29 protein-coding genes, 1 tRNA gene and 2 pseudogenes are annotated in these 26,644 nt (G+C 61.5%); 14 read left to right on the top strand and 18 right to left on the bottom strand.

Going from position 1 to position 26,644, the window contains the following annotated elements; all coding sequences use genetic code 11:
* Positions 1-86: 86 nt before the first annotated feature.
* On the bottom strand, positions 87-470 hold the full coding sequence (locus tag F6X39_RS10855; protein ID WP_090809669.1) for a hypothetical protein: 384 nt from the start codon (positions 468-470) through the stop codon (positions 87-89).
* Between the two features lie 244 nt (positions 471-714).
* Here F6X39_RS10855 and F6X39_RS10850 point away from each other — a divergent pair, with 244 nt between their 5' ends.
* From F6X39_RS10850 to F6X39_RS10830, 5 genes are all read left to right on the top strand, one after another.
* Positions 715-1,158 carry an Hsp20/alpha crystallin family protein gene (locus F6X39_RS10850; RefSeq protein ID WP_187616612.1) on the top strand — a complete coding sequence of 148 codons (444 nt, stop codon included), beginning with the start codon at positions 715-717 and terminating at the stop codon, positions 1,156-1,158.
* 28 nt (positions 1,159-1,186) lie between these two features.
* Positions 1,187-1,594: an Hsp20/alpha crystallin family protein gene (locus F6X39_RS10845; RefSeq protein ID WP_187616611.1), complete on the top strand. Its 408-nt coding sequence runs from the start codon at positions 1,187-1,189 to the stop codon at positions 1,592-1,594.
* A 284-nt stretch (positions 1,595-1,878) separates the two neighbouring features.
* Complete coding sequence (locus tag F6X39_RS10840; protein WP_187616610.1) at positions 1,879-2,442, top strand: Hsp20/alpha crystallin family protein; 564 nt, start codon at positions 1,879-1,881, stop codon at positions 2,440-2,442.
* A 48-nt stretch (positions 2,443-2,490) separates the two neighbouring features.
* Positions 2,491-2,563: transfer RNA gene (locus F6X39_RS10835), tRNA-Lys, on the top strand.
* A gap of 178 nt (positions 2,564-2,741) precedes the next feature.
* A complete protein-coding gene (locus F6X39_RS10830) occupies positions 2,742-2,891 on the top strand; it encodes a hypothetical protein (protein ID WP_187610787.1) in 150 nt (49 codons plus the stop codon).
* A 576-nt stretch (positions 2,892-3,467) separates the two neighbouring features.
* Here F6X39_RS10830 and F6X39_RS10825 read toward each other — a convergent pair.
* The 6 genes and pseudogenes from F6X39_RS10825 to F6X39_RS10800 form a co-directional block, all read right to left on the bottom strand.
* A pseudogene (locus F6X39_RS10825) lies at positions 3,468-3,764 on the bottom strand (cytochrome ubiquinol oxidase subunit II); the annotation flags it as partial.
* Positions 3,765-3,983: 219 nt separating this feature from the next.
* Complete coding sequence (locus F6X39_RS10820; RefSeq protein WP_187616609.1) at positions 3,984-5,333, bottom strand: DUF3734 domain-containing protein; 1,350 nt, start codon at positions 5,331-5,333, stop codon at positions 3,984-3,986.
* An 11-nt stretch (positions 5,334-5,344) separates the two neighbouring features.
* Positions 5,345-6,127, bottom strand: a complete 783-nt coding sequence (locus F6X39_RS10815; protein WP_184059855.1) for a 3-hydroxybutyrate dehydrogenase — start codon at positions 6,125-6,127, stop codon at positions 5,345-5,347.
* Positions 6,128-6,156: 29 nt separating this feature from the next.
* Positions 6,157-6,936, bottom strand: a complete 780-nt coding sequence (locus tag F6X39_RS10810) for an acetoacetate decarboxylase (protein ID WP_187616608.1) — start codon at positions 6,934-6,936, stop codon at positions 6,157-6,159.
* A gap of 448 nt (positions 6,937-7,384) precedes the next feature.
* Positions 7,385-7,528, bottom strand: coding sequence for a DUF3331 domain-containing protein (locus F6X39_RS37590; protein ID WP_184062589.1), 144 nt, complete (start codon positions 7,526-7,528; stop codon positions 7,385-7,387).
* 83 nt (positions 7,529-7,611) lie between these two features.
* The gene (locus tag F6X39_RS10800) at positions 7,612-8,904 is read right to left on the bottom strand and encodes an NAD(P)/FAD-dependent oxidoreductase (RefSeq protein WP_187616607.1); all 1,293 of its coding nucleotides are present in this window, start codon (positions 8,902-8,904) and stop codon (positions 7,612-7,614) included.
* Positions 8,905-9,039: 135 nt separating this feature from the next.
* On the opposite strand from F6X39_RS10800, the gene F6X39_RS10795 reads away from it, so the two are divergent.
* Positions 9,040-9,702, top strand: coding sequence for a TetR/AcrR family transcriptional regulator (locus tag F6X39_RS10795; protein WP_187616606.1), 663 nt, complete (start codon positions 9,040-9,042; stop codon positions 9,700-9,702).
* Between the two features lie 49 nt (positions 9,703-9,751).
* Here the strand turns inward: F6X39_RS10795 and F6X39_RS10790 are convergent, their stop codons facing one another.
* The 3 genes from F6X39_RS10790 to F6X39_RS10780 form a co-directional block, all read right to left on the bottom strand.
* Positions 9,752-10,813, bottom strand: coding sequence for an FUSC family protein (locus F6X39_RS10790; protein ID WP_187616605.1), 1,062 nt, complete (start codon positions 10,811-10,813; stop codon positions 9,752-9,754).
* A gap of 301 nt (positions 10,814-11,114) precedes the next feature.
* Positions 11,115-11,927, bottom strand: a complete 813-nt coding sequence (locus F6X39_RS10785; protein ID WP_187616604.1) for an IclR family transcriptional regulator — start codon at positions 11,925-11,927, stop codon at positions 11,115-11,117.
* A 117-nt stretch (positions 11,928-12,044) separates the two neighbouring features.
* The gene (locus F6X39_RS10780) at positions 12,045-12,611 is read right to left on the bottom strand and encodes a VOC family protein (protein ID WP_187616685.1); all 567 of its coding nucleotides are present in this window, start codon (positions 12,609-12,611) and stop codon (positions 12,045-12,047) included.
* A 147-nt stretch (positions 12,612-12,758) separates the two neighbouring features.
* On the opposite strand from F6X39_RS10780, the gene F6X39_RS10775 reads away from it, so the two are divergent.
* The 5 genes and pseudogenes from F6X39_RS10775 to F6X39_RS10755 form a co-directional block, all read left to right on the top strand.
* Positions 12,759-13,610, top strand: a complete 852-nt coding sequence (locus F6X39_RS10775) for a fumarylacetoacetate hydrolase family protein (protein ID WP_187616603.1) — start codon at positions 12,759-12,761, stop codon at positions 13,608-13,610.
* Positions 13,611-13,666: 56 nt separating this feature from the next.
* Positions 13,667-15,199, top strand: coding sequence for a bifunctional 3-(3-hydroxy-phenyl)propionate/3-hydroxycinnamic acid hydroxylase (locus F6X39_RS10770; RefSeq protein ID WP_187616602.1), 1,533 nt, complete (start codon positions 13,667-13,669; stop codon positions 15,197-15,199).
* Between the two features lie 90 nt (positions 15,200-15,289).
* Positions 15,290-16,636, top strand: a complete 1,347-nt coding sequence (locus tag F6X39_RS10765) for an MFS transporter (RefSeq protein WP_187616601.1) — start codon at positions 15,290-15,292, stop codon at positions 16,634-16,636.
* Between the two features lie 75 nt (positions 16,637-16,711).
* Positions 16,712-17,098: a nuclear transport factor 2 family protein gene (locus F6X39_RS10760; RefSeq protein WP_184059839.1), complete on the top strand. Its 387-nt coding sequence runs from the start codon at positions 16,712-16,714 to the stop codon at positions 17,096-17,098.
* A gap of 37 nt (positions 17,099-17,135) precedes the next feature.
* Positions 17,136-17,444: pseudogene (locus tag F6X39_RS10755) on the top strand (DUF3772 domain-containing protein); the annotation flags it as partial.
* Positions 17,445-17,676: 232 nt separating this feature from the next.
* Here F6X39_RS10755 and F6X39_RS10750 read toward each other — a convergent pair.
* Together F6X39_RS10750 and F6X39_RS10745 are read right to left on the bottom strand one after the other, a co-directional pair.
* Positions 17,677-18,423 (bottom strand): GntR family transcriptional regulator, encoded by a 747-nt coding sequence (locus F6X39_RS10750; protein WP_187616600.1) that lies wholly within the window; start codon positions 18,421-18,423, stop codon positions 17,677-17,679.
* Positions 18,424-18,633: 210 nt separating this feature from the next.
* Positions 18,634-20,217 (bottom strand): methyl-accepting chemotaxis protein, encoded by a 1,584-nt coding sequence (locus tag F6X39_RS10745; RefSeq protein WP_262413890.1) that lies wholly within the window; start codon positions 20,215-20,217, stop codon positions 18,634-18,636.
* Between F6X39_RS10745 and F6X39_RS36745 the strand changes: the two genes are divergently transcribed.
* Complete coding sequence (locus tag F6X39_RS36745; protein WP_262413895.1) at positions 20,104-20,499, top strand: hypothetical protein; 396 nt, start codon at positions 20,104-20,106, stop codon at positions 20,497-20,499. The two genes, F6X39_RS10745 and F6X39_RS36745, sit on opposite strands and share 114 nt — an antisense overlap.
* 222 nt (positions 20,500-20,721) lie before the next feature.
* Here the strand turns inward: F6X39_RS36745 and F6X39_RS10740 are convergent, their stop codons facing one another.
* Both F6X39_RS10740 and F6X39_RS10735 read right to left on the bottom strand, forming a co-directional pair.
* Positions 20,722-21,414 carry a TetR/AcrR family transcriptional regulator gene (locus tag F6X39_RS10740; RefSeq protein WP_187616598.1) on the bottom strand — a complete coding sequence of 231 codons (693 nt, stop codon included), beginning with the start codon at positions 21,412-21,414 and terminating at the stop codon, positions 20,722-20,724.
* A 290-nt stretch (positions 21,415-21,704) separates the two neighbouring features.
* Positions 21,705-22,013 carry a putative quinol monooxygenase gene (locus F6X39_RS10735; protein ID WP_121324335.1) on the bottom strand — a complete coding sequence of 103 codons (309 nt, stop codon included), beginning with the start codon at positions 22,011-22,013 and terminating at the stop codon, positions 21,705-21,707.
* Between the two features lie 326 nt (positions 22,014-22,339).
* On the opposite strand from F6X39_RS10735, the gene F6X39_RS10730 reads away from it, so the two are divergent.
* Positions 22,340-22,660 (top strand): DUF4148 domain-containing protein, encoded by a 321-nt coding sequence (locus F6X39_RS10730; protein WP_187616597.1) that lies wholly within the window; start codon positions 22,340-22,342, stop codon positions 22,658-22,660.
* 74 nt (positions 22,661-22,734) lie between these two features.
* Positions 22,735-22,962 carry a hypothetical protein gene (locus F6X39_RS10725; protein ID WP_410450018.1) on the top strand — a complete coding sequence of 76 codons (228 nt, stop codon included), beginning with the start codon at positions 22,735-22,737 and terminating at the stop codon, positions 22,960-22,962.
* A 131-nt stretch (positions 22,963-23,093) separates the two neighbouring features.
* Here the strand turns inward: F6X39_RS10725 and F6X39_RS10720 are convergent, their stop codons facing one another.
* The 4 genes from F6X39_RS10720 to F6X39_RS10705 all read right to left on the bottom strand — a co-directional run bounded on the left by F6X39_RS10720 (position 23,094) and on the right by F6X39_RS10705 (position 26,549).
* Complete coding sequence (locus F6X39_RS10720) at positions 23,094-24,110, bottom strand: aldo/keto reductase (protein WP_187616683.1); 1,017 nt, start codon at positions 24,108-24,110, stop codon at positions 23,094-23,096.
* 181 nt (positions 24,111-24,291) lie between these two features.
* The gene (locus tag F6X39_RS10715) at positions 24,292-24,954 is read right to left on the bottom strand and encodes a DapH/DapD/GlmU-related protein (RefSeq protein WP_187616596.1); all 663 of its coding nucleotides are present in this window, start codon (positions 24,952-24,954) and stop codon (positions 24,292-24,294) included.
* A 114-nt stretch (positions 24,955-25,068) separates the two neighbouring features.
* Positions 25,069-25,851 carry a phosphonate ABC transporter, permease protein PhnE gene (phnE, locus tag F6X39_RS10710; protein ID WP_262413861.1) on the bottom strand — a complete coding sequence of 261 codons (783 nt, stop codon included), beginning with the start codon at positions 25,849-25,851 and terminating at the stop codon, positions 25,069-25,071.
* A 14-nt stretch (positions 25,852-25,865) separates the two neighbouring features.
* On the bottom strand, positions 25,866-26,549 hold the full coding sequence (locus F6X39_RS10705) for a phosphonate ABC transporter ATP-binding protein (RefSeq protein WP_262413860.1): 684 nt from the start codon (positions 26,547-26,549) through the stop codon (positions 25,866-25,868).
* Positions 26,550-26,644: the final 95 nt, after the last annotated feature.

The raw sequence follows: 26,644 nt of genomic DNA, 5'->3' as shown, positions 1-26,644 counted from the left end.
ATTGCAGCAAAGGCGCCGCCGCCGTCCGCACCGGCAGGCGCGCAGTTCGCCCGTTGCCGATCCCCCGCTCCTTGCCTGCCGCGACGTCACTGGATCAGCGGCACCACGCCGAGCTTTTCAGCCAGCATCCTTTCGTAGACACCAAAGTGCAGATCGACCTCTTCCTGGGTGACCACGGTCACGAAAATAGTGATCTGCGCGGGCTGCAGGCCCAGCACCGTCGCGATCGCCGCTTCCAGCTGGGGCGCGCATAGCCGGTCGTCGGCGAACGTGGTGCCGACAGCAATCTCGTAAGCGGACTCCTGCCGGAACACCACTTCAACCAGCCGCGCCCGGGCACTCATGTTGCTGTCGATCGCCAGCCGGATGACTTCGACCGCCGTGCGCATCGTCTCGGTCGGGAACCCCTTTGTTGAGCGCAACCGGATACGGTGACGCCCAAGAGTGAGCCAATCGTATTCGAATTCCATGGTGTCCTCGCATGGTGTTGCAGGGTGTCGTGAACGTAGGGGTGTGGCAATCCAAATTCAAGAACAAAAAGTCGCCATGGCCCACTTGAAATTTCTGTTTTCAGTCCTATCTTGAATATCGCTCAGGCAGTCGCGCCGGCATTCCGGCGCGCTGCGTGTTTCGATTTGTTTGCCGCAGCATGGCAGACGGACTGGAGCGCGTAGGCCGGTTCGTTTCCCTGCTGCATCCAAGGAGGAAACGATCATGAGTGATCTCTACTTCGGGACCGACCTTTTCAGCGAGTTCGACCGTCTGCAACGGCAGATGGCGAGCCTCTTCGGCGGTTTCCCGTCCAGTATCCGTTCCGGGCGCCTGGGCGCCTTCCCGCAGGTCAACATCGGTTCGACCGACGACTCTATCGAGATCGTTGCGTTCGCGCCCGGTATCGATCCGGCGCATCTCGACGTATCCATCGACAAAGGGCTGCTGACCATCAGCGGCGAGCGCCAGACCGTACGGCCGGAAGCGGCCGGCGACGACTTGCGTACTTATGCGCAGGAGCGGTTCGTCGGCACCTTCCGGCGCGTCATTGAACTACCGCAGCATGCGGACCCTGACAAGGTCACGGCGCAGTACACCAATGGTTGCCTGACCGTGAGCATCGGCAAGCGGGAGACGTCAAAGCCGCGGGCCATCACCGTCCAATGAAACCCGTCGCAGAACTGAGGAGGACATCATGAACGACACGACAGAACTTGCCAGGAAAGACGAAACGGCGGTGGCCCGTCGCGAAGACGAGCAGTCGCAACGCCCGATCACGCTAACGCCGCCCGTAGACATCTTTGAGGACAGCCAGGGCATCACCCTGTGGGCCGATCTGCCCGGCGTTACAAAGGACCACCTTGATGTGAAGGTACACGATGGCAACCTGTACATCGAGGCCGAGGCGGTGGTGCCCACGCCGGCGGGGCTGCGCCTGCAACATGCGGAGATCCGCCAGCCGCATTTCGCGCGGGCGTTCGCTCTTGGGGCTGACTTCGACGCAACGAAAATCGATGCGAACCTGAAAGACGGCGTGCTGAAACTGACGATACCGCGCCGCGACGAAGCCCGGCCGCGCCGCATCGAGGTGCGGACGGACTGAGGTCGGCAGTGGACAGCAACAACGGCGAGAAAACCGGTGGCGGTCGTCTGGCCGCCACCTACTGACTGCGGAGGCCTCGATGCGGACGTCATACATGAATGCTGGCGCGGACGCACGCTCAGCATACGGCGCGGTGCCGGTACGTGAGCTCAGGACGCGCCGCGGATCGCGAGGCGGCCGTGGCGGCGTTCCGCAGATGCAGTCCGGAATGTCGAGGGCAGAGTCGCGACTTCAGCGCAATGACAGGAATCCGGTTCTCCGGCCAGACTGTAGAGGAGGATACGATGAATACGGATCCGAAAAAGTGGAATCCCTTCAAGTTCCTACGCGGGGCGGCCCGCAAGTCCGATGCGGACAGCCCGGAAAGCCCCCCGGCGAACGAACAGTGGCGTGCCCCGTGGCCTGACATTCCGCGGCTGTTCGCACGCGAACCGTGGCGTGCTTTGGAAGAGTTCTTCCATGACCCGTTTGCAGGTCGCGGCGCCCTCGAACGATGGTTTGGCGACTTCAGTTCATCGCGCTTCCAGCCGCGCATCGACGTGGTCGACGAAGGGAAGGTGTTGCGCGTGACCGCCGAGCTGCCCGGGATGGAGCGCGAAGACCTGAGTGTGAGCGTCGAGGACGGGGCGATCGTGTTGCGCGGCGAAAAGAAACAGGACGTGCGCAGCGAGGAAGACGGCTGCTACCGGCTCGAGCGCGCCTATGGAAGCTTCATGCGCACGATTCCGATGCCGGAAAACGCCGACCCCGATCACGCATTGGCAAAGTTTGACAATGGGGTGCTCACGTTGACTGTGCCAAAAACGGAGCCGGCGCGATCCACTAGCCGCACGATCGATATCGGCTAGGCCAAACAGGCAAGAAGTGCCCTGGTCGCGGCGGACATCGGGCGAGACGGGCCGTTAGCTCAGCTGGTAGAGCAGCGGACTTTTAATCCGTTGGTCACTGGTTCGAATCCAGTACGGCCTACCCCGTCGGCTCGCTCGAGTCGGACCTTTGCACGCGCGACAGGGCTGGATAGCCGGTGGCCGGTCAGGGGGTGCCGGATGAGCGCATCGGCTCGAGCCCGGCTTGCGGAAAGTTTCTCGTCAGCGTGTAGCTTGGTCATTCGATGATCTTCTTGCGGAAGACTCTCCGAGCTTGATCGATGAATTCCACCAAGGGCGTCCAGCGACACTCTGCTAACGAGAAAGTTGAAGGTCTTTTCAGGGTCGGGAGTGTGAGTTCGCAGATGCAGGAAGCTGCCGTCGGGTTGCTCAATGCCGCCACCGTCAGCAATGCGCCGCCACATTGCTGACGGCCTGCTGGCTCGCGCGGAAAATCATCTGTTCCGACTCTCCGCGCTTCTGCTTGGTAGTCGCTTGAGCTACTGGACGCGCAGCCTCTTCCCCGGCAGTTGCGACCGCTGTGTCGCGTATGTCGACAAATTTGGAAAGTTTGCCATGGGCCTGTGGCAAGAGCCTTCGAGGAAATCAAATGCTCGCTCCGGTAGCCCGCCTACGACGCGAGCGAGCCACTAAGGCTTCATCCACACGTGCGTATATACGTGGAGAACCAGGAGCACGGGCACGACCGGGGCTAGCTGGACGAACGAAGCCAACCTCGCGGAATTTCCATAGACTGCGCGAAACCCCGCTGAGCTGTTGAAAGACGCCACCCGAATCGCTACCTCAACAGGAAGGACAAGCAGGAGGAATACACTTCCCTCACCATCTGTTGGAACTGTCGCCCTCGGCATCGCTTTCGCCCGGAATTCGTCTACGTCGACATGTCTTCCGCAACCATTGATCTCAGTTCCGTACCTCCAAAGATTAAGTGGCGTTGGCGCGAGTCCGCGCTCCACCATTTCTGGAGGCGTGGGGTAACCGCGGATGTGCGTGGTACGCCAGATCACGAGAGCCAGCATCACCACGATGACGCAAGGGATCGCCCAGACGACAACTTCAATTGCAGTGGAGTGTGCCCATTTGGGCGCATAGGTCGCGCTCCTGTTTGACGCGCGATAGTGCGATGCGAAGTGCAAGGTCAACAGAATGACCGGAACGACCACGAGCAGCATCAGACCCAACGCAAGCAGGATCAGACGCTTCTCCTGTGCACCGATGTCGCCCTTGGGATTGAATGAAGTCATGCTGCATCCGCCGAGCAGGCCGAATGCGCCGAGCGGCATAACGCGGCCTGCGGCAACGCAAAACCGTTTGACGGTATCAGATTGACCGTGCGCACTTGACCCGATACAGGGATTTCTTCTACATAAACCTGGGATTCTGCATGTCATGGACCTTGGTTGCCGGTAACACCACAGGCGGACGAACTCACCTGCGGCAGCGCCCCTTTGGCTGGCGTGGAAAGGGACCGGCCAAACTGAACCCGGCCGGCCCCAAGATGGCTAGCGGCCTGTCGCATCCTGCACAGCTTCCTTCGTGGTTTCCCCAAGTGGGGCGGACTTCGGCGCTGCCACTTCGAGATGTGGTTGCGCGACGCCCGCTTCATGGCGCCTGCGCGAATAATGCGCTGGCTTGGTAGCGCCCTCCAGTCGCGCCGCGTGAGGCGCGCCCCCGGGACGATGCACGTCGTGCGTCACGAATCCCGAATCGTGATTCGGTATCGCAAACCAGTCCGGATGCTCAAACGACGCGCGAATGTCGTCCAGACCCGTCTGCCAGTGCTCGCTCATCGTGTCGATGCTGAATTCGTAATCCTTATAGTGCCCCTCATACGCCTTGTTCTTGTATATGAGGTGCACAACATTGACCGTGCTGCCATCGGCAACTTCCCGTGCCTCCCGGATGAGCGGATGCTGCTTCTCCAGGCCCGGCGGCACATGCTTCAGTAGCTCCTTGATGAGCTGTGCATGACGCTGGGTCGATCCGAGCATCGCGGTGATAGCGCGGGTCCGGCTGGAATACTGGATATCCTTGGCGCGCTCGGACACATCCAGCATGTCGCCCGGGAGGCCGCCGCTCGAACTCCAGAGGTCAACCTGGAAGACCAGGGTGTCCTTGTGCTGCGGGTCGCTTACAACCTCGGTCAACGGGGTGTTCGACACCAGACCGCCGTCCCAGTAATATTCGCCATCAATCTCGACGGCAGGAAAGCCCGGAGGGAGCGCACCCGAGGCCATGAAGTGCTCTGGCGAAAGGCGCATCTGGGTGTTGTCGAAGTAGACCAGGTTACCCGTGCGCACGTTGACCGCGCCGACGGAGACGCGAATATCGCCATCGTTGATTCTGTCGAAATCGGCGAATTGCAGAAGGGTCGCCCGAAGCGCGGTGGTATCGTAAAAGCTCACTTCTTCTGGCGAGCGCTTGCCCATCCCTGGGATGGGCACCGGAAGGCGCGGCGAGAAAAAGCCTCGCTGCCCTTCGGTGAGTGCGCGGCCTGCCGCCCAGCAGCTCGACCACTTGCGCGACAGGTCGTGCATGCCCGCGGCGCGGGGTAGCCACGCGCCAAGGTTCCCAAGCATGTCCGCCGGCTGGCAGATGGTGTTCCAGAATCCATGCAATGCCTCGGTACGCTTGCCCGGAGCGTTGCCCGCGATGATGGCTGTATTAAGCGCGCCGATGGAGATGCCGGAAATCCAGTCCGGATGAATGCCAACTTCCTCGAGGCCTTCGTAGACGCCGGCCTGATAGGAGCCCAGCGCGCCGCCACCCTGTAGCACGAGAGCGACCTCGTCATAGGCCGGAAGCTTGAAAGTCTTGCGAGGTGTGCCTGATGTTTCTTGATCTTGACGCACTGGGCGGCTCCTTAGTGCATCGACCAGCCGTGGCTGACGATAATGGACTGGCCCGTCAATGCGGACGATTCGAAGCCGGCGAGGAATGCCACGGTGTTGGCGACGTCTTCCACCGTCGTGAATTCGCCGTCGACCGTTTCCTTCAACATCACGTTCTTGACGACGTCTGCTTCCGAAATGCCCAACGCTATCGCCTGCTCCGGAATCTGCCTGTCGACAAGCGGCGTGCGCACGAACCCCGGACACACGACATTGGCCCGTACACCGCGCGAACCACCTTCCTTGGCTACCACGCGTGCGAGACCGAGCAGTCCATGCTTGGCCGTCACGTAGGCAGCCTTCAGCTTCGACGCTTCGTGCGAGTGGACCGAGCCCATATAGATAATCGACCCACCGTTGCCCGCAGCGTACATGTGCCTGACAGCAGCTTTGGTCGTGAGGAACGCGCCGTCCAGATGGATGGCGAGCATTTTTTTCCAGTCGGAGAAAGCATAATCTTCAATCGGGTTGACAATCTGGATGCCCGCGTTCGAGACCAGCACATCGATGCTGCCAAGCCTGTCGACAGCCTGCTGGATGCCGGCGTTGACCGCTTCTTCGCTCGTCACGTCCATTGATACAGGCAGCGCTTTGCCACCCTCCTTGCGGATGCTCTCGGCCACGCTCTCAGCAGCCTTGAGGTTCAGGTCCGCGATTACCACCGACGCGCCGAGCGCCGCGAGCTTGCGTGCGCACTGTTCACCGATACCACTTGCAGCGCCCGTCACGAGCGCGACCTTATCTGTTACGGACATGCCTTTTCCTTAATATGTCAGAGGGGTGCTTACTGATTCGCGGCAAGCTTGAGTGCCGGCGCCTCGGCGAGGTAATCGAAAGCCACCTCCCCGATGTCGAGCGTGAGATTGGCGATAACGTGCCGCGCGCCGACGATTTTGCGCACCGGCAAATCCGCCACAGGAGCCAAGGCATGGGGGTGCAGCTCAAGCGCGGCCGGACCGCCCCACGCGCCGAGCACCGTGACATCCCGCAGGAAGTAGCGCACGAGCTCGCAGATGCGGGCTGAACCGTCGACGTCCGGAATGACTTTCAGTAGATAGTTCGGCGTGTCCGCCAGCTTCTTGCGCTCGACCTCGAGGTCAAGTGGCTCGTACTTGTAGCCCATCGTGCCCGTGGCAATGCGCTGGGTGCCATAGTCGAGCGTTCCAAGCAGCGTGTCGTTGCCGTCAACACGCAATTTCGGACTCGCCAGCTTCTTGGGGAAGCCCCAAATCTCACGACCGCCTGCGATCGGGCCTTCGTCGTCGAGGTACATCGCGTGTGTGTAGCTGCCTGGCGCGCCGGCATCATCTCTCACCGAGATAACCTGGCCGCTTTCCGTGTAATCGCCGAATCCCGACGAGTCTGGCATGCGAATGAATTCGTAATGCACGAGGGGGCTTGCGACTGTCAGTGGTTCCGGCACCACGGCGCGCAAAGCGTCCATGTCGGTCTCGTACGAAATGATGAAGTACTCACGATCAAGGAAGCGAAACGGCGGGCGGGGGTAGGAAGGATTGTGGACGGGCATCGCAAAAGCATCTTTGCGGATTTGTTCGATTTTCAACTATCTCTCCAGTAGTGACGTCAAATGACGTCGCGTCTTTAAAGCCCACGCATGCGTACCAGAGATGCTGTGCTGCATACTGCGCCTCTGCCTTATCACACGTGTCGGGACGCAACGCTCAGGCGCCGGGTTCGAGTGGCCCAGTGCTTTGCATCGTTGTACAGAACATGGGCAATAGTAGCGCCTTGCTCCATGCATTGGGGTCCTTGCTGGTCGCAAAACATTGTGCCCCTCGCCGCAACAATTGGTTCGATCCTTGTGCGCGTCAGCTTCTCATCGGCGAAACGCCGCGTGTAGCGATGTCGCTTCGTGATAGGCAATGTCGCACATATAGGCATACGTATTAATTGCCACATGGCTCGTTGTTTCGTCCCCGATGCCTCGCTTGCTTCAGGCATGTCGATTCGAAACCGCGTCCCCGAGAAGATAAACGCGCGCAAAGTCACAGTTAGACATTAACGGAAGCCGCGACCATCATTGCGCCTGCGTTTCGCGGCGGCGGATCGCCTGCTCTGGGAGAGTACACGGCGTCGCCCGCCTCAATCGGATGACCGCTCAACACGCACGTGCCCGGCCCCTTCGCGATGAACACCCGTCAGGGGTGGTAATCACAGCGACCGCCGCACGAATCGCACCAGGAAACCGACAGGGTCTGCAAAGGGTTCGGCGCCACTTTCAGGTCAGGCGGATCTTCGGTTGGACGAGACCGTTGATCTGTTCCGCTGTCCACAGCAGCGTCGCCTTTCGAAAGCCATGGAGAGCCTGCTGATGGCGCCGGTAGAGCATGGCGTGACTCAGTTGAGCGAAACGTCCGCGCACGAAACCGCCACGAAAAAGTCCGAAGCGCCCAAGCGTGCCGAACGCGTTGTAGTCGCTCAGCGAGACGAGCGAACCGAAATCGCGGAAACGGAAATCGGCAAGTGGCTTGCCTGCAAGCCACCCCGGAAGGTGACGCGCGAGATGCTCGGCCTGCTGCGTGGCGACCTGCGCGGTCGGTGCAAGTTGCCGTTCGTGACCGGCAAGTGTCAGGCTTGCGCAATCGCCAAGCGCGAACACGTGATCGTCACGCGAAGACTGCAGACTCGCTCCGACGACGATCTGGTTGGACCGGTTCGTTTCGAGTCCGTCGAGATTGTTCATGAAATCCGGCGCCTTGATGCCCGCTGCCCAGACCATCAGATCGGCTTCGGCAAGCGTGCCGTCGCCGTGGCGAAAACCATTCGCCTCTGCCGCGGTAACGCGCGTCGAAGTCAGCACGCGAAAGCCGATATGCTCGAGCTGCGACTGGCTCGATGCCGATATCTCCGGCGCAAACGCCCCGAGCACGCGCGGGCCGCTTTCGAGCAGCGTCAGACTCAGCCGCTCTCGCACAGTCGGGTCTCCGTAACTCGACGCAACGTCAAGCAAGCGGCTCAGTTCAGCGGACAGCTCAACACCCGTTGCACCCGCGCCGACGATCGCCACACGCAGTGGTTCGTCCTTCGCGACGCTTCGAAATACGCGCGCTCGCAACGCGGCGTTGAACGCTTCGGCCTGTTTTTGACTGTCGATGAAATGGCAGTGCTCTTTCACGCCCGGCACGCCGAAATCGTTCGCCCGGCTACCCAGCGACAGCACAAGCACGTCGTACCCGACCGTTCGCGGACCGAGCACTACTTCACCCTCCGGCGTCCTGAGCTCGTCGAGCTGGACCAGCCGCCGGCTTCGATCGAGCCCGCGCATTGCGCCGGGCTGATAGGTGAAGCCGTGATCGCGGGCATGGGCGAGGTAGATCACCTGCTGCTGCTGAACATCGCGCGTGCCGGCTGCGATAGTGTGCAGCATCGGCTTCCATATGTGCGTCGGGCTGCTGTCGATCAGCGTGACGCTGGCCCGGCCGCTACGCCCTAACAGGTCGCCGAGTCGGGTAGCCAGCAAAATTCCCGCAATCCCGCCGCCAACGATGACAATCCGTATTGGTTGTGACATAATAAATTCAACGCGTGATGAATAAATCACATCGTAGCCCAAAGCACGAACTCCGTCAAACCGTGGCCCTCCTCAGCGTCTCACGCGCCGTCAGTTAAACTTCGGCTGAATTGACGATCCACAACTCACACCCAAATGAACGACGTAAAGTCAGGACCTGCCAAGCGGATCGAGAAAAAGCGTACCCGCGGACGACCCGCGTACAGTGCTTCCGTCGGTGCCGACGTCCTCCTGCGAAAGGCCCGGCACACCTTCGCAAAGCGTGGATTCGACGCTACCAGTGTGCGGGAAATCGCGCGCGACGCGGGTGTCGACCCGGCGCTGATCGCGCATCATTTCGGGTCGAAAGAAGCGCTATGGGTTGCGGTGGTAGAGCAGATCGCGGATCAGGCTGCGCCAATGATCGACGCCACAGCCAGGTTGCGCTCGGCCACACTAGGTGCGCGTGAGCGTGTCGAACACGCAGTGGTTCTTTTCATCGATCAGGTTTTCGACGAACCCGACCTTGGTATGTTTTTTTCGACTGCCGCGACCGAAGAAGGCGAGCGCTTCAACATACTCATCGAGCGTCTGGTGCGCCCCTATCACGACGTATTCGTGCCTTTGCTCGAAGATGCATCGAGGGCGAAGGAATTGAAACCGCACCACCCCGAAGTCATGTTTTCCATGCTGATGAACGCCATCAGCAATACCGTGGCTTACCATCATATGCTTCGGGCTTTCTCGTCACTTCCTGAAGATCAGACCAGGTTCAAGCGCGCGGTGCGGGACACGGCGCTGAACATGATCAGAAAGTAATCAGCAAGACCCAATGCGCTTCGCGACAAGCCCAGAATCCTCCACCTGCTTATCGTGCGCGTGGTCTCCTGACGCATTCGCTGCCCAAGAGAACTACCATGGCGATGACCGCCCCAAGGACCGTGTCCACGATCCGCTCGCCGACGAGGGCGAGGGGAGCGCTCGTCCCGCCCACCGCTGAGATGGTCAACGCGGTTGGGGTAATGAAGGTCAGGGCCAGGGCGTAGTGCCGCGCGGCCACGACTTCGATCGCGAACTGGAGCAGCGCGAGGAGCCCGACGAGCCAGAGGCCTTTCGGGTCGACGAGCTGGATCAAGCCAAAGACAGCCGCGCCCAAGACCGTGCCCACAACGCGGTGCACGGCCCGAATGGCACTTGAGCGCGAGACGTGGCTGCCCTGCAGCACCGCACCCGCGACCATAACCGTCCAGTAGGCACGGTGCTCCCCAAAAGACAGGCTCAGCAAGCCGGCGCTGGCAACCGCCACGATCACCCTCGCGGCGATCGTGGCCTTTTCCCCGTCGAGCAAGCTGGGAGGAAACCGCATGCGCAAGCTGGGCGCTTCGCCCTTGCTCTGGTGCACAAGTGGCAGCGCGAGGGGTGCGATCACGAGCAAGTACGCACTGAGCGCGCCGAGCGCGACCAGAGAGGGGATCATAAAGACGCCAAGGGGCGAACCGCTGAAACGCGCGGAAGCGGCCAGATGACCGCTGACACCGGCGACCAGCACGAACTGCATCGGCCCGGGCGGGCCCATTCCGACACCGAGCAGAATGATGCTGGCGAGCGCAGCCACGGCGACGAGGCAGGCGATGGTCAGCCACGCATTCGTCGCGCACAGTACGCCCAGCGTGGAGGCGGCCACGAACCCCGCCGCGACGAACGGCAAGGCCTGGAGCCGGTCGCCCAGGCGCAGCGTCGAGCCGTAGAGAGCCGTGAAGGCGCCGAGAGAAGCGATGAGCCCGAGTGACTGGTGGCCGGCCAGCATGAACGCGCTCAGAGGCACGCCCATGGCGACGCCCCCTCCGACGCCGGCCGACCACCGCCACGGGCCGTCGTTGAAGCCGAGCAGGCTTTTCAGTACGCGGGGCGGCAAGAAAGGTCTTCTCATTTGGGATTGTTTTGTGAAGCGGCCAGGCGATTAGATAATGAAATTTGAATCGAAGGCGGAGATCGCGTTTTCGCTCCGACGGCGCTCCGGATTGCACGTCTTGTCCGTCGACACTTCAGAGCCGCATCCCGCAGGGTCGCAAGTGACCAACCGCCTTTTCGCGGCTTCAAGACGGCCCTCTCCTGACGACGTCGGTCTACGCGTTCGTGCTACCAGTTCGTTTGTCGCAAGTGCCGCTTCCCCCGAACCCACCGAGGTTCAAGTGCGCGAGCGCGATCGAATGACGTTCACGTGACGGCCATCATGCGGACCGCTTGCCTCGCGCAACGGTGTGCGACGACGTGATGGCTCCGGTCCTCCGACTTTCAACCAACGCACGCGTACGCTGCGAGATTCGCGCCGCTGCCTCCCGGATCGATTCGACAAGACGGTCCAGATTGGCAAATTCGAGTCGCTGGGTCGGCACGATCACCGCAAGCGAACCGACTGCTTCACTGGAGTCGTCCGTAAATAGCGGCGACGCCAGTGCAGAAACGCTGCTTTCCAGTTCGCCCCTCGACAGATAAAAACCGGCACGCCGGATTTTGAGCAGCGACGCGCGAAACTCGTCGAGTGTCGCCCCAAGGCCGCTTTGCGCGATCTCGTCAGCATACTGATCGAACAGGACCGCGAGCTTGGCCTTCGGAAAGGTGGACAGGATCGCTTTTGGAGCGGCGCCGAGAAACAGGGGGCGAGGACGGCCCCGGCCGTACCGGAGGTCAAGCGCCGCGCCGTGAGTCTCACGATGCGTGTCCACGAGTTCGTTACCGTACCAGCGCGACATCACCACATCGAAGCCGGAGTGTTCACTCAACTCACGCATGATCGGCTGCCCGACCGCAAGCAGCGGATCCGACATGCGCAGGTGGTAGTCAAGCTTGATGATGCGAGGGCCGAGACCATAGTCTCCTCCTGCAAACCGGATGAGCAAGCCAGCATCCAGGAGCTCGCGTACATAGCGATAAGCCGTTGGAGCTGAGCAATCGAGTTCGGCGGCAACGTCTTCGACGGACAGGAACGGCTTCGCCTCCGAAAACAGCTCGAGTATGGATAAAAGTCTCGTAATGCTCGACATCTATGCGCTGCGCCTCCTCGTGTGTGAACGGAATTATATGCACTGGCAAGATCGCCATTGACGCCTTCGACGACCACCGCGCGGAAACAGTCGCACGCGAGCCACGCAGCGCCACGCTTATGCAAGCCCCATGCGCTCGGCCATTTCGGTTTGCCAGACACTTCGCGGCCTGAATCCCGATAGCGTTCTTGCGTGGCGTTCGACAGCCGCCATCAGTTCAGCATCGGGCAAGCCGAAGTCCACCGGCACCCGCATCGGCTGGTCGACGTACCACGGGGTGTCGATGTAGAGCTCGAGGCGATTGCCCTCGGGATCGCGCGCATAGATCGAAACCGAATTGCCGTGGGTGACGGGGTTGATTTCCTGCAGGCCTTCCGCAACGAACTGCCGATGAAACCGCCTCAACGTGGCAAGGCTGTCAGCTGTGAACGAAATCTGGTTGATCGGATTGAACGCCAGGTGCTCGGGGCGGCCGCTCGCGAGCACGATCTGGTGATGCACCGCGGGATCGCGGCTCAAGAATACCAACTGCACAGCGCCGTGCGGCGTCTGCAGCGAACCCCGATCCGTCACGGTGAATTCCATCACCCGCGTATAAAAGTCCTCCACGCGCGCCATGTCGCTCACATAGAAGCCCATGTGACTGAGGGACAGCCCTGCCCTCGCTTTCTTCATACCGTTCATGCTTGTCTCCAAGTAGTGATAAACCCCAACAAAAAACACGTTGTGACATCTGCTAAATTTAGTCTATTCTCACAATAAGATAAATGCACGGGTTTTTTACAAATCTAGGCGTTGATCCAATCTACTTTTTATCTATCCGGAGCATCAATGAAACTCGCCAGCTTCTCCACGCACCTTGGCTCGTCGTTCGGCATCGTTCGCGATGAAACCGTGTTCGACCTTGGCAAACGTCTCGGCGGCCGCTATGCCGATCTGAAGGCACTGATTGCCGCTGACGCATTCCGCGAGGCCGCGCAGGCCGCCGATGGCAGGCAGGGCGACTACCCGCTGTCGGAAGTCACGCTGCTGCCTGTGATCCCGAACCCCGAACAAATCTTTTGCGTGGGACTCAACTACGCAGACCACGTCAAGGAAACCAACCGCGAAACCACCGAGCATCCGGTCATCTTCATGCGGGTGCCGGCTTCCCAGGTTGGCCATGGCCAGCCGATGCTGCGTCCGCCTGAGTCGCAGAAGTTCGACTATGAGGGTGAGATTGCCGTCGTCATCGGGCGCGGTGGACGACGCATCGCCGAGGCCGACGCGTGGAATCACATCGCTGGCTACGCCTGCTACAACGACGGTTCCGTGCGCGACTGGCAGCTTCATACGGGCCAGTGGGGCCCGGGCAAAAATTTCTATCGCACCGGCGCGTTCGGACCGTGGATGGTGACGAGCGACGAGATCGAACCCAACGCGGTGATGACGCTCGTCACCCGCCTGAATGGACAGGAAGTACAACGCGCGACGACGCAGATGCTGATTCACGGCATTGCCAAACAGATTGCCTACCTGTCGACGTTCACCCCGCTCTCTGCGGGAGACGTGATCGTGACCGGCACGCCTGGCGGCGTCGGCGCGAAGCGCAATCCGCCGCTGTTCATGAAGGCCGGCGACGTGGCGGAAGTGGAGGTTGATCGGATCGGCGTTCTGTCCAATCCAATCGCCGACGAAGCGTAAAAGTCGTAGCCGGGCGCGTTCGTGTGCGCTCGGCGTCTTATCTGGCGGAACAAGACATGTTAGAGAAAACTATTTCGACGCACGCGTGCGACTACGACGTGGCCGTTATCGGTCTCGGGCCCACCGGGGCGACGCTCGCGAACCTGCTGGCAATCGAAGGCTTGCGGGTGCTGGTGCTGGAGCGAGACAAGGAGATTTTCGCGCTTCCTCGCGCGGTGCATTTCGACGGTGAATGCATGCGCGTGTTCCAAACCCTCGGTTTAACCGACAAGCTGCTACCCAAGCTGTTCGTGGGTCCCGGCATGAAATTCGTGAACGGGGAAGGCAAGTTGCTGATCGACTGGCAACGGCCAACCTGTATCGGACCACAGGGGTGGAGTGCGAGTTACAAGTTCCATCAGCCCGATCTCGAGAATGCGTTACGCGAGCGTCTTGCGCAGCAATCGAGCGTTGACGTCCGGTTGCGCCACGAAGTGTTCGCGCTTGACGAGGCGAGCGATGGCGTCCAGTTGCGCTTCGAGGATACGTGCTGCGGCAAACTTGGACGTACCACCGCGCGATATGTAGTTGGCTGCGACGGTGCGCGCTCGATTGCGCGACGCTTCATGGGCACCGAATTGACCGATCTGAAATCGCATGAACGCTGGGTTGTGGTCGACGTATTGCTCGATGCACCGCGGCCCGATCTTGGCGACTACTCGGTCCAATACTGCGACCCGGCGCGCCCGACCACTTACACGCGTGGTCCCGGAAATCGGCGCCGCTGGGAAATCATGGTGATGCCCGGTGATGACGTGACGCAACTCACGTCCCCCGAATGGCTGTGGGACAAACTCGCTCGCTGGATTTCTCCGGCCGATGCGCGCCTCGAACGTTCTGCCATATATACATTTCACTCGGTCGTGGCGGACGGCTGGCGCCGTGGCCGACTGCTGCTTGCAGGCGATGCCGCACATCAGACGCCACCCTTTATGGGCCAGGGGATGGGAGCCGGCATTCGCGACGCGTCGAATCTCGCGTGGAAGCTTGGTGCCGTCATTCATGGCGAGGCGCCCGATACCCTCCTCGACAGCTACGAATCCGAACGCTCGCCGCACGTGCGCTTATTTATCGAAACGGCGGTACAGCTCGGCTCAGTCATTCAAACGACGAGGTCAGACCTGGCCGAAGTCCGTGATGAAGAAATGAGCGCAGCGATTCGCAATTTTGTGACCCCACAACCCAGGCTTGGCCCGGGCGCATGGATCGATGAACCATCGGGCGTGGCCGGGCATATTGCACCGCAACCCCGCCTGCTGGACGGACAACTCGTGGACGACGTGGTCGGCTATCGGTTTGCGCTGCTTGCGCGACCCGAATTGCTCCGTAAATGCCCCGACGTCGCCAATAGCGCTGCGCAAGCGGGCGTCGGGATTGTGGCCAGCGATGGAGCGGCTGTTCGCGAGTGGTTGGAGTCGATCAACGCTCCAGCGGTGCTTGTACGCCCCGACCGGTATGTGTACGGCGTCGCGCAGGACGGTGAATCCTTGCAAAACCTTCTGCACCACGCCGTACCCGGCTTGCAAACCGAAGGTGCTGTGGCCATGTGAGCCCGCACCCCCCGTTGTCACGCGAGATGTCTCGCGGTCGACGCACGTAGACCATCGGACAAAGAATCCGATAATCAAATTGGAGGAGTCATGGGAATATCCCACAGCCCGGTCGGCGGCGCCGACCGTTCACAGCCATCCGGCTTGTCCCGGTCGCAGTGGAAGATGATTCTCATTGCAAGCCTTGGCGGCTCGCTGGAGTTTTACGATTTCATCGTCTACGGCTTTTTTGCCCATAACATCGCGGCCCAGTTTTTCCCGAACTCGTCGTCGCTGGTCAGCATGCTGGCTACTTTCTCCGTGCTCGCAATCGGGTACGTGATCCGACCGCTCGGCGGCATTGTGCTCAGTAGCTGGGGCGACCGGTATGGCCGGCGTCCAGTGTTTCTCGGCTCAATCATTGTGGTCACGACCGCGACGATCTGTCTTGGTCTGCTGCCCAACTTTCAGAGCTGGGGCATGACTGCATCGATCCTGTTGATCCTGCTGCGCATGCTTCAGGGTTTTTGCGTCGGCGGAGAAATGCCCGGCGCGATTACCTACGCAGTGGAAGCCGCGCCGCATCGGGCGGGGCTCGCCGCGGGCATTATTATCTGCGCGGTGAACCTGGGTGTTTTGCTGGCCACATTCGTCAACCTCGGCATCCAGACCTACCTGTCCGCCACGGACGCGGCGGCGTATGGCTGGAGGATCGCGTTTCTTTTCGGCGGCGTTTGCGGGATCGCTTCCTACCTGATGCGCCGTAATCTGGACGAGTCGCCCGAGTTCAAGAAGATGCAAGGAGCTGTCGTCAAACAGCCGTTTCGCGAGACCTTGCGACGTCATGGCAAAGCGGTCGCGACGGGGGCACTGGCGATCGCCGTGATGGCCGGCGTCAACGGCATACTTTATGGCCACATGCCCGCCTACCTCGTCCAGCAGCTGCACTATGCACCACGGACCGCGGCAATTGCCCAGAACGCTTATCTGATCGTCAGTTCCCTCGGCCTCCTCGCCGCAGGCTGGCTCGGGGACAAGATTCCACGCCGGTACCTGCTTCGAGCGTCAGCGGCGCTGCTGATCGCATTGAGCTACCCGTTCTATGAAGCGCTGGCGAGTCATACCGTCAATCCGGTGGTGCTGTTTGTGCTTGCCGGCGTGGTTTTTTCACTGGCAAGCGGGACATGGGCGTCGGTGCTCGCCGACCAATTCCCTGTCCAGGTCAGATTCAGCGGAATCGCGCTGGCTTACAACCTGGCCGTTGTCGTATTCAGCGGCTTTGCGCCCTTGCTGGCGACCATGCTGATTCGCATGACCGGCTCCCTGGCAGCGCCAGCCTGGTATGTCATCGCCGCATGCACGGTCGCGCTGCTTGCGAGCTATGGGTTGCCGACGGGAAAGTCTCGGGCCGGGCCGCCTTCAAAGACAGATGGACTGAGCGGCGAACTGTTGCGTTGAGCCGAATCGAGCCACGACGCGGCCGGCACCGTCTCTCACAAGAGGTATCCATGCAGTATTTTCGGGAGATTTACGATGAAAGATGCGTCCATTCAGGCCGCCGTCGAGGCGTTGGAACAACAGCGCTGCGACGCCACGGTGGCTGGAGACCTGCTCAAACTCGCGTCGCTACTCGACGACGATCTGACGTTCGTCCATTCAGCTGGCTACGTTCATGGCAAGTCGGAGTATCTGTCCTTCCTTACCGAGAAGATCAAGGTGCGTCAAATCGTGCGTCCGCAACCGCTCGCGTATAGGTTCCTGCCAGACACAGTGATCACGACGGGCCATCTCGAGCAATCCCTGGTGCGCAGGACCGATGGATCTGAGCTCAACATTCGCGCGCTCATAACTGAAATCTGGGTCAAACGCGAGGGCGGCTGGAAACTGCTGCATCTCCATTCTGGGCGCTTGCCGGATTGACGCAGATCCCTATCTTGCCGTCCATCTCGGGGTAAGCCTGGACACCGATCCTGAACAGGTTAGCGATCTTATGCTGCGTGCCTGTCAGGCGCACCCGTCGATTCTCGACCATCCGGCGCCATCCGTCATGTTCAGTCAACTGACGCCCGACGGCATTACGCTGAGCGTCACCGGTTATGTCCGCAGCCCCCGGATCACGGGGGATATCAAGAGCGATCTGCTGTTCGAAATCCTCAAGCGATTACGTGCGGCGAAGATCCCACTGTCGAAGCCGCAAACCGTTATGGTCGGGAATCTGCATGACCAGAGTCGCGCCGCCTTTGCCACAACCAGCTTATCGGTCTAGCGTCCGCCGGAGCAGGAACGAGCCGGCGGTCAAGAAACCAGGCGGGATCAGCGCGTTTTCGTCGAAAAATCCGGCGGCATAGTGCGTCCAACTCACGCGGTCCGCTCGGACTAATAATGCTTCCCGGACTGCAGATCGTCGATCACTAACGCGAGAAGCATGCCAGCACGCGAGTCGCCCGCTCATGCGCGCCAGATAGGTTTCGCACGGCTCGGTACGCGCGGCGATGTCGCTACCTGGTGCCCCGCAACCTGGGTGGTGCATAGGGGACCGCATTCGGCCCCATTGCAGTGCGTGCGCGTTGCAGGCGCTCGCCCGTCAAGGTGCGCACCGCAACGCGGCTACCCTCGATATGGCGCGCGATCAACGCAACGCTACGATCCGTTTCGCGACAACGAATCGCATCGAGGATCGCGACATGTTCGTCGTAGGTTTCGTCGATGCAGTCGCCATACACGAGATCGAGCCGCCGCACGACCCGGATGCGATCGGTCACGCGCTGCATCGCATTGGTCAGCTCGGCGTTATCGGCGGCCTGCACGAGGGCGTGATGAAATGCTTCGTCGAGCGCGACCATCTCGCGGCCGTCACGCCGACGATGAACAGGCGGGATCTTCCAGATTTGTTCGAGCTGACCGAGCATCTGTGCGACGCCTTCGGAGAGCTCCCCTTCGGCACTCGCAAGCTTCGAGACAGCAAAGGTTTCAATCAGCTTGCGCATTTCATACAGGTCTTCGAAGCGCTTGAAATCGACCGGCACGACTTCCCAGCCGCCGCGCACATAGCCGCGCATCAGGCCGTCGCTTTGCAGGCGCTGCAAGGCCTCGCGCGCAGGCGTGCGGGACACGCCGAAACGCTCGGCGATGCTGCCTTCCGTCACGCGGTCGCCGGGCAGCAGGCGCATATCGAAGATATCTTCGCGGACACTGACATAGACATGATCAGCCCGCGAGGGGGGAATGCCGGTGATGTCGTTCACGCTTGGAACCTGAGTTGGCGAGTGTCGGGGCTGAGATTATTGTCCGACCCGAACGCGCCATGTCAACACGCGATGAAAAAACCGGCATCGCACGGACATCAGCCGCGAGCGAAATACGCCTTTACAGCCGACAGAAACGTATCGATGTCCGCGCGCCTGCAGCGCGGACGATTTCGATTGAATTGAAAATCGGGTTATGCCGCCACGCGCTCACGAGTGGCTGCTGGCGAGCGAAAGCGCCGGGTTGCGCGCAGTGGCATCGCGCTGCTGTGGGTTGGGCGATTTCAGTTCCGAGCCGCGTTCGGACCCAACGGAGAAAAGATTGACCGCTCCAAGGAGGTTTCGTGCTTGCCGGTTCAAGGCGTCCACGGCGGCGCCCGATTGCTGGACGAGCGCGACGTTCTGTTGCGTGCTGTGCTCCAGGCTTGCGATCATCTCGCGGACCTCGCCGATCTGAAGCGTTTGCTGCTGACACGCGTCATGGATTTCGCTCATGATGCCCGTGACGCGCGCCGACGAACCCACGACCGCGGTGATGGTCGAGCCCGCGTCATCGACCTGGGTAGCGCCGTCTTTCACGCGAGCGTCGCTCGCCGCGATCAGTTGCCTGACTTCCTTCGCCGCTTCTGCGCTACGTTGCGCGAGGACTCTGACCTCGCCGGCCACCACGGCAAAACCACGTCCCTGGCTACCTGCCCGCGCGGCCTCGACAGCCGCATTCAGCGCGAGGATGTTGGTCTGGAACGCGATCCCGTCGATGACCGAGATGATCTCCGCGATGCGCGCCGACGACGCCCGTATCCCATGCATCGTCTCCACCACCCGGCCGACCGCCATGCCGCCTTCCCCAGCCGTTTCCGAGGCGTGCCTGGCAAGCTCGTCCGCGTGTCCCGCGTTCGCAGCGTTGGTGGCCACGCTCGCGTCGAATTCCTTGAGTGCGCCGGTGGCCTGCTCGAGCGCGCTGGCCTGGAGCTCGGTGCGCGCGCCAAGATCGGCATTGCCGGCGGCAATCGCGTGACTCATGTCGGCGACTGCATCGGCGCCATCGCGCACCTGTCCCACGATGTCCGCGAGCGCTTCTCTCATCCGCACGACAGTCGCCATCACGCTACCCGTATCGCCGGTGCGCAACTCGGCGCGCTGGGAAAGATCGCCGCGCCGGATCGCATCGGCGAACGCGATCAGCTCCCGCGGCTCGGCGCCGAGCGACCGGCCTATGTTGCGCACGACAAGCACCGCAACGCCAAGACCGATCACGCACGCAAGCCCTGTCAGCGCGAGCATCATCAAGCGGAAATCGACGCTTATCTGGCGTGCCTCGGCGCCGCCCTGCCGGTTCAGTGCTTCCTGAAAGTCGATCAACTGGTTGATCGCCGCGAGCCACTCGACCAGCGCGGGGCGCGCTTGCTGGAGCAGCACGGTGCGTGCCCCTTCGGTGTCGCCGGAGGTTTGCCGTGCAATCACCTCGTCGATAAACGGCGTGGCCTTGTTGCCCGCCGCGATCACGCGCGAATAGATAGCGCGCTCGGCTGCGGTGATGTCGGTGCGCTGCGCGTAGACGGCGGCAAGCGGCTTTGCCGCCTCGTCATAATCCGCCGCGAGTTGCTGGATATGCGCGACGACGGCCGGCAGCTCATCATGCGATACGAGAGTGACATCGCGCACGGCGATTGACCGGTCATGGACGCTACCGCGAAAGTTGATGGCGTACCGTTCTTTGACGCCGTTCACGTCGATGATCTGATCGAGTCGTTGCCGCACGGACTCGACGCGTGTGATGGCGATGACCGTCAGCGCAACGAGGGCGAAGAGGACGATGCCGAAGCCGGCAACCAACTGGGTGTGGACACGCAAACCCGCCGTAGTCCTCATGAGTTCACCTTTTTCGTGAGAGATGCATTATTTGCTGCGCGTGTCTTCGGCTGTTTCGAAGACGGCGCTCGCAGACAGCGTGCAATGACTCGCGGTCTGACATATCGCCTGAAACGCCACCACGATGCGTCATGGCATTGTGCCGAGGCGCAGGCGGTTCGTGAAATTGGTTTGCCTCATGGCGACGATTGCGAACACTTATGACGCAGCCGCCATGCGTAAGCCAAACACTGCTTATGCACCGACGGCGGCTCAGCCCGAACGGGAGACGGCGCGGGCACAAATGAGCAACCGCCATGGCGCCTGCGCGGCAACGCAGTTCAATTTCTCAGGAGTATATCGTCACCTGACGAGTTGCGCTGGAGACGACTCGGACGATCGCAGCGATAACACCGGCGAGCCGCCCGGCGCCGACTCGCAATGCGTTTATAGCGCAGGCAGCAGGCTCGGCAGGCTCGTCAGGAAGGCGCGCACGTGCATGGCAATCACCGCTGCGGCGGGCATGCTGTTTTCATTCGAATAGATGCGGCGGCGAATCGCCAGATGAGACACGGCGCCATGTAACAGCCAACCCACTTCGCCCAGTTGAGTCGGGTCGGCGGGCATGCGTAGACCCAGTTCATACGCGGACTCCGTGACGATGATCTCGAGCGCATGGCTGACGATCGCGTTCGTATAGGCCGGCGCCGTGTGCAGGCCCTCGAGCGACGAATAAAGGAAGAGCCTCAGCCAGCGGCGCGTCAGGAGCGTGTCATAGTACTCGCAGTAAAAGCGGTTGAGTCGGCTTTCAATCGGCACACTTCGGTCTTGCAATTGAACAAACCAGATTGCGTCGAAGATTCCGACGACTTCCCGCTTGTAGACTTCATCAATCAAAGCGGCCTTGCTCGGGAACAGGCTATATAACAAGCGTTGCGATACGCCGCAGGCTTCCGCGATGGCGCGGGTCTGTGCGCCGAGACCATGCTCCGCGAAATATTCCGCGGCCTTCTCCAGCACGCGCGCCTGACGCTCGGCGCGCGGCAAACGCTGCGGCGCTTTTTTCATCGGCCGCTTGACCGCCACGCGGTCGGCGCCGGTTCCACGGCTCGGCTTCTCGATAGTCCCTTTGGTCTTCATCGCTCCCTACGCTCCCGGATCATAGCTGTTATCATCACATGACGATTTGCGTTTTGATAAAGTATACACCCCGGGCGTGGGCGGCAGTCCCGCGCTGCCCTGCGTGACCCTCGCATTATCTCAGCCGTTGCGAAGCGAGCGTCGTCCTTGCTGCTGCCAACTAACCTGGAACCGGATGTTCGTGCATGTCCGCGTTGCCACGGAGGCATCGTGATGGGAGTCGGCGTGACGGCGCCCGCATTGGCATCGAATCCCGCCCAGCCGATGGCGGGCCGCCACGAACGCTCTCTTTAGCAAGCCTGAAGCACGTTGATGACGCGGCTCACGAGCAACGGGCGCGTATTGTGTCCATATTCGGCCATATGCGCGGAGGCCCCGTGCGCCCTCAACGCTTCCGCGCTTTCCCAGCGCTCGATGACAGCGAACGTGTCCTTGCCGAGCGGTGTCTGAATCGTCCCGAACTCAGGTACGTCGATGACGGCCTCGTAGCTGATGCACCCCTCTTCGGCCAACACCGCCGGCCGGTTCTTGTTGAAAAGTGCCAGCACGGCTTCGCGTTGACCGGGCTGTGCAGTGATTGTGGCAATGACATGGATCATCCGGGTACTTCTCCTTTTCTGTTTCGGCGCCGATCGCCGTGTGAAATCATAGCCGCGTTTGCGTACGTTTGCCGATAGAGCCTCATCGAGTTCAGACCGCACTTCCGACGTGGCTCGTCAGCGATTCGATCCGTCACTACATCGCGACGCTCAGCACGCTCTTGCCTATCTGAACATGACAGCGGCGTAATGCAGAGGTCAGCCTGGCGTCACCCCATCCGCGGACAATAGAGCTTACTCACCCTCGCGGCGGTGGCGCGGCGAGACCCCAGGCTTCATTCATCGTGCCTGAAGCTGACCACAATTAACTTGAGAGGTAATTCACCATGAAGACTCTGATCTATGCAGCGTTGGTTGCCAGCGCACTCGTCGTCCCCGCAGTCTCCTTTGCACAGGACGTCACTGCCCCGCTGACGCGCGCCGAAGTGCGCGCGGACCTGGTGCAAGTCGAACAGGCCGGGTATCGCCCGAGCGCCAATGACTTGCACTATCCAACCGATATTCAGGCTGCGGAGGCGCGTATTCACGCGCAGGATGCCACGACGCCGAGCAGCATGGCAGTCGGCGGAGTGTCAATGAACGGCTCCTCGCAGTCGGGTGCGCCGTCGACGCCCGCAGGTGCTCACTCGATCTACTTTGGTCACTGATGCACCTTCATGTGCATGTCATCCGTGAATCGTCGCTTGACTCTCCACCTAAAGCGATCTTCATCGAGAGGTAAGTGACGATCATCCTGAACGATACGGCTGTAGGTTACCTCGATGTCGTGCAGGCGCAGACCGTCGTACTCGAAGCACAACGCAGCGTGCTCGATATCCAGACACGCCAGCTAAGTGCCAACGTGCAACTGCTGCATGCGCTGGGCGGCGGATGGTCGAGCGATGAACTCGCCCAGGTGGCTGCCACGCCGGCACTCGTCGCGACAACGATGGCGCACGGCGCAAATTGAAGGCCTGCACAGGGCGCAACCGTGAGGGGTGACCCGGTTGCGCACGCTGTCGATAGCACGCGTAGCCGTCCGATGTGGCGGAACCTCTTCGGAATGCCGCGACTCTGGAAATTCTCCTGCGCGTGTCCGGCTTACGAACCGTGACGGGGAATCCGCCCAAAGAAAAGATGCTTGGGATCATTGAACCCGGGGGTCGAGGGGTGACCTGTCGTGACGAGCGAGTCGACGAAGTCTTCGTCTTCGGCGCTCAGGCGATAGCTCAAAGCTGGCAGATAATCGTCCCATTGCGCCACGGTGCGTGGTCCGGCGATGGTTGAACTGATATAGCTGCTGTTGAGCACCCACGCGAGTGCGAATTGTCCCGCACTCAGTCCACGCGCCTCTGCATGCTCGCGAACGCGCCGTGCCAGCTCCAATGATTCGGGCCGCCATTCGGCCTGCTGCAAGCGGCGGTCGCCGCGCCCTGCACGCGTATCGGCCGCGGGCGTCACGCCCAATTCGTATTTGCCGGTCAGCACGCCGCGAGCGAGTGGGCTGTACGAAATCACGCCGAGGCCGTAACGATGCGCGGCTGTCAGCTGTTCGGCCTCGGCCTGCCGATTCGCGAGGTTGTAGAGCGGCTGACTGGCTACCGGGGCAGCGAGACCCAGTGCCTGGGCGGTATGACTGAATTCGGCGATCTTCCATGCGCGATGGTTCGACAGGCCGTAGTAGCGCAATTTGCCGGCCTGGACCAGATCATTTAGCGCGCGCACCGTTTCATCGACCGGCGTGTCGTGATCTTCAGCGTGGAGGTAAAGCAGATCGATATAGTCCGTCTTCAGGCGCTTGAGGCTGGCCTCAACGGCTCGCACCATGTGTTTGCGCGACGCGCCGCGCGCATTGACGTCACCATCGCCGAATGGACTGGCAAATTTGGTCGCCAGCACCCAGCGATCGCGCCGGGCGGCGATGCAACGCCCGACGACACGCTCCGATTCACCGCCAGCGTAGACGTCGGCGGTATCGATCGAGTTGACGCCTTGTTCATGCGCCTGGTCGACGATGCGTGCCGCGGTTGCTTCGTCGGTCGGATCGCCGAACAGCATCGTCCCAAGCGTCAGCGTCGAAACCTTGAGGCCGCAGCGGCCAAGTTGGCGAAATTCCATATGAGACTGTTCCGTTAGTTTGAAGGATCTAACCTGGGAATTCCACGTGACACATCCATAGAGACGGGCACGTCGAGACCAGGTGATTGAAGCGACGACAGTTGGCACCCTCGTCTGGGCAACGCACCATTAGGGCCGTGCAAGGCTCCGCCCGTCGCGGAGAAACGGCCGCTTCATTCATTCACTTTTGCCCGTCGTACTTCTCCACGAACTCGGCCGCCGTGAGCCCACGAAAATCGGCCAATGCCGCGTCAATGCGCTCGGCGCTCCAGTCCCACCAGGCTATCTGCTGCATGCGCTCCGAGGTGCGCGCGTCGACGCGAAAACGCAGCACCCGCGCCGGCACCCCGACGACGATGGCGAACGGCGGTACGTCCTTGGTCACAACGGCTCCTGAGCCGACCGCGGCGCCAGTGCCGATCGTCACGCCGGGCATGATGATGGCATCGTGGCCGAGCCACACGTCGTGACCAATCTCGACCGGCTCCTGGGCCCGCCACTGGAAGATGTCAGCGTCGTCGTCGAGAGACAATCCGTACGATCGTGAGCGATAGGTAAAGTGATGGTGGGTCGCACGCCACGAAGGATGATTGGGCGGGTTGATGCGTACGCCGGTGGCGATATTGGCGAACTTGCCAATGAGTGCGTGGGCGATCTGATTGTCACCCATCGCATAGCCGTAGTCGCCGATGACGGACTCGGCGACATGGCTGCGCGGACCGAGATAGGTGTAACGGCCAAAGTCGCTGGCGCGAACTACCGCCGTTGCATGGATTTCCGGATGCTCCGACAGAACGCGACCGAGCGCCCACGGATCGACGCCGACGCCATGATTGATCAACATATCGATTCTCTTGCTTCAATGATAAGGAGAGCCTCGGGCCGCCGGCTGCGCACTTCCCATGACGATCGCGCCAGGGCATGTAGAGCGACGGCGACGCAGGTGAGCGGTCCGCGTTCAGGTGACACGGCTGCGCAGGTAAGCGGAAACGCGTTCGGCACAGACGACCAGGACGAAGGTGGCGATCAACAGGAACGACACCGTCTGGTACTGGAACAGGTTCATTGCAGTCAGCAGCTGGAAGCCGATTCCGCCTGCTCCAACAAAGCCGAGCACGAGCGACGAGCGCAGGTTTTCGTCGAAGCGGAACAGCCCAATGCCGAGCAGCGAGGGCAACACGCCCGGCACGACAGCATGGCTTAACACCTGCAGGCGCCCTGCACCGGTCAGCGTCAACGCTTCGACGGGGCCCATATCCATGTCTTCGATTACTTCCGCGAACAGCCGCCCAAGCATGCCGACCGAATGGACCGCAAGCGCAAGTGCGCCCGGAAACGGCCCCAGCCCGACCGCCGTGACGAACAACAGTGCCCAGACCAGATCGGGCACTGCCCGGGTGACGCCGATCAGCGCGCGCGCGGCGTAGTACAGGGGCAGCGCCGGTGTGACATTCGCGGCCGCCAGAATCGACAGCGGAAAGGCGAGCAGCACCCCGAACACCGTGCCGAAAATCGCCAGGTCAATCGTTTCGAGAATCGGCCACAAGTTTGGGACGAACTGATCGAACGCCGGCGGCAAGGCGCGCGAAATAATGTCGACCATACCGTGGGCACCGGTGACCAGATCCTGCGGACGGGCCTGGACGACGATCCACGCCTGCACAAACAGCGCGAACAGCACGACGGCGGCACACACCGACCAGATGGTCCGGCCGCCCGACGAGCCCGTCGATGCGCGCATTTCAAGAACCTTGCTCATGACGCCTCGGCCAAATAAAGGCTCGCGATCTGTTGACGGGAGACGGCCGACGCCGTCCGATCGAATTCAAGTAGGCCGCCGCGCAGACCGATCAGTCTGTCGGCATATCGCGTCGCCAGTTCGGGCTGGTGCAGTACGCACACCACTGCGAGACCGTCCTCGTCGGCGAGGCGGCGCAGCAGCCGCATGACTTCGTCGGCTGCTTCGGGGTCCAGACTGGCGACCGGCTCGTCGGCGAGCAAGACGTGAGGACGTTGGGCCAGCGCACGGGCCACCGCCACGCGTTGCGCCTGTCCGCCCGAAAGCGTGCCGGCGCGCTGGCGCGCCAGATGCAGCAAGCCGACCTCGTCCAGATAGGACAGCGCCGGATCGATCTCCTCGCGAGGCACCCGACCCAGCGCGGTTGCCAGCGTCCGGTGTCGGCCGAGCGCGCCGCAGCAGACGTTCGCCAGCACGCTGCGCCGCTTCACGAGATTGGCGTTCTGCGAGATCAACGCAAGCGGCAGACGCGCCTCACGCAAAGCTTTGCCCGACAGTGCGGCGAGATCGCGTCCAGCCACCTCGACCGACCCGGTGGTCGGCCGATTCAGTCCGACCACGCACTTCATGAAGGTCGACTTGCCGCTGCCATTGCTGCCCAGCACCACGACCAGCTCACCGGCGCGGACCGACACATTCATGCCGCGCAGCGCAGTGTGGCCATTTGCGTAACGCATCGTCAGATCACGGACAGCCAGCTTTACACCGGGCCCACGCGTCGTATGGAGTGCTGTTC

The organism is Paraburkholderia sp. UCT2 (genome assembly GCF_014397665.1).
Classification (GTDB): Bacteria; Pseudomonadota; Gammaproteobacteria; order Burkholderiales; family Burkholderiaceae; genus Paraburkholderia; species Paraburkholderia tuberum.
The sequence above is the reverse complement of the archived record's forward strand: the minus strand, read 5'-3'. Positions and strand labels throughout refer to the sequence as shown.

Bases quoted from the DNA above. Each gene is read 5' to 3' on its own strand.
- phnE (WP_262413861.1), bottom strand. From the start codon at position 25,851: ATGCGCGCATCGACGGGCTCGTCGGGCGGCCGGACCATCTGGTCGGTG.
- F6X39_RS10775 (WP_187616603.1), top strand. From the start codon at position 12,759: ATGAAACTCGCCAGCTTCTCCACGCACCTTGGCTCGTCGTTCGGCATC.
- F6X39_RS10720 (WP_187616683.1), bottom strand. From the start codon at position 24,110: ATGGAATTTCGCCAACTTGGCCGCTGCGGCCTCAAGGTTTCGACGCTG.
- F6X39_RS10815 (WP_184059855.1), bottom strand. From the start codon at position 6,127: ATGTCCGTAACAGATAAGGTCGCGCTCGTGACGGGCGCTGCAAGTGGT.
- F6X39_RS10785 (WP_187616604.1), bottom strand. From the start codon at position 11,927: ATGTCGAGCATTACGAGACTTTTATCCATACTCGAGCTGTTTTCGGAG.
- F6X39_RS10730 (WP_187616597.1), top strand. From the start codon at position 22,340: ATGAAGACTCTGATCTATGCAGCGTTGGTTGCCAGCGCACTCGTCGTC.
- F6X39_RS10790 (WP_187616605.1), bottom strand. From the start codon at position 10,813: ATGAGAAGACCTTTCTTGCCGCCCCGCGTACTGAAAAGCCTGCTCGGC.
- F6X39_RS10740 (WP_187616598.1), bottom strand. From the start codon at position 21,414: ATGAAGACCAAAGGGACTATCGAGAAGCCGAGCCGTGGAACCGGCGCC.
- F6X39_RS10780 (WP_187616685.1), bottom strand. From the start codon at position 12,611: ATGAACGGTATGAAGAAAGCGAGGGCAGGGCTGTCCCTCAGTCACATG.
- F6X39_RS10855 (WP_090809669.1), bottom strand. From the start codon at position 470: ATGGAATTCGAATACGATTGGCTCACTCTTGGGCGTCACCGTATCCGG.
- F6X39_RS36745 (WP_262413895.1), top strand. From the start codon at position 20,104: ATGGACGCTACCGCGAAAGTTGATGGCGTACCGTTCTTTGACGCCGTT.
- F6X39_RS10765 (WP_187616601.1), top strand. From the start codon at position 15,290: ATGGGAATATCCCACAGCCCGGTCGGCGGCGCCGACCGTTCACAGCCA.
- F6X39_RS10840 (WP_187616610.1), top strand. From the start codon at position 1,879: ATGAATACGGATCCGAAAAAGTGGAATCCCTTCAAGTTCCTACGCGGG.
- F6X39_RS10795 (WP_187616606.1), top strand. From the start codon at position 9,040: ATGAACGACGTAAAGTCAGGACCTGCCAAGCGGATCGAGAAAAAGCGT.
- F6X39_RS10770 (WP_187616602.1), top strand. From the start codon at position 13,667: ATGTTAGAGAAAACTATTTCGACGCACGCGTGCGACTACGACGTGGCC.
- F6X39_RS10850 (WP_187616612.1), top strand. From the start codon at position 715: ATGAGTGATCTCTACTTCGGGACCGACCTTTTCAGCGAGTTCGACCGT.
- F6X39_RS10760 (WP_184059839.1), top strand. From the start codon at position 16,712: ATGAAAGATGCGTCCATTCAGGCCGCCGTCGAGGCGTTGGAACAACAG.
- F6X39_RS10705 (WP_262413860.1), bottom strand. From the start codon at position 26,549: ATGAATGTGTCGGTCCGCGCCGGTGAGCTGGTCGTGGTGCTGGGCAGC.
- F6X39_RS10735 (WP_121324335.1), bottom strand. From the start codon at position 22,013: ATGATCCATGTCATTGCCACAATCACTGCACAGCCCGGTCAACGCGAA.
- F6X39_RS10830 (WP_187610787.1), top strand. From the start codon at position 2,742: ATGAATTCCACCAAGGGCGTCCAGCGACACTCTGCTAACGAGAAAGTT.
- F6X39_RS10845 (WP_187616611.1), top strand. From the start codon at position 1,187: ATGAACGACACGACAGAACTTGCCAGGAAAGACGAAACGGCGGTGGCC.
- F6X39_RS10800 (WP_187616607.1), bottom strand. From the start codon at position 8,904: ATGTCACAACCAATACGGATTGTCATCGTTGGCGGCGGGATTGCGGGA.
- F6X39_RS10715 (WP_187616596.1), bottom strand. From the start codon at position 24,954: ATGTTGATCAATCATGGCGTCGGCGTCGATCCGTGGGCGCTCGGTCGC.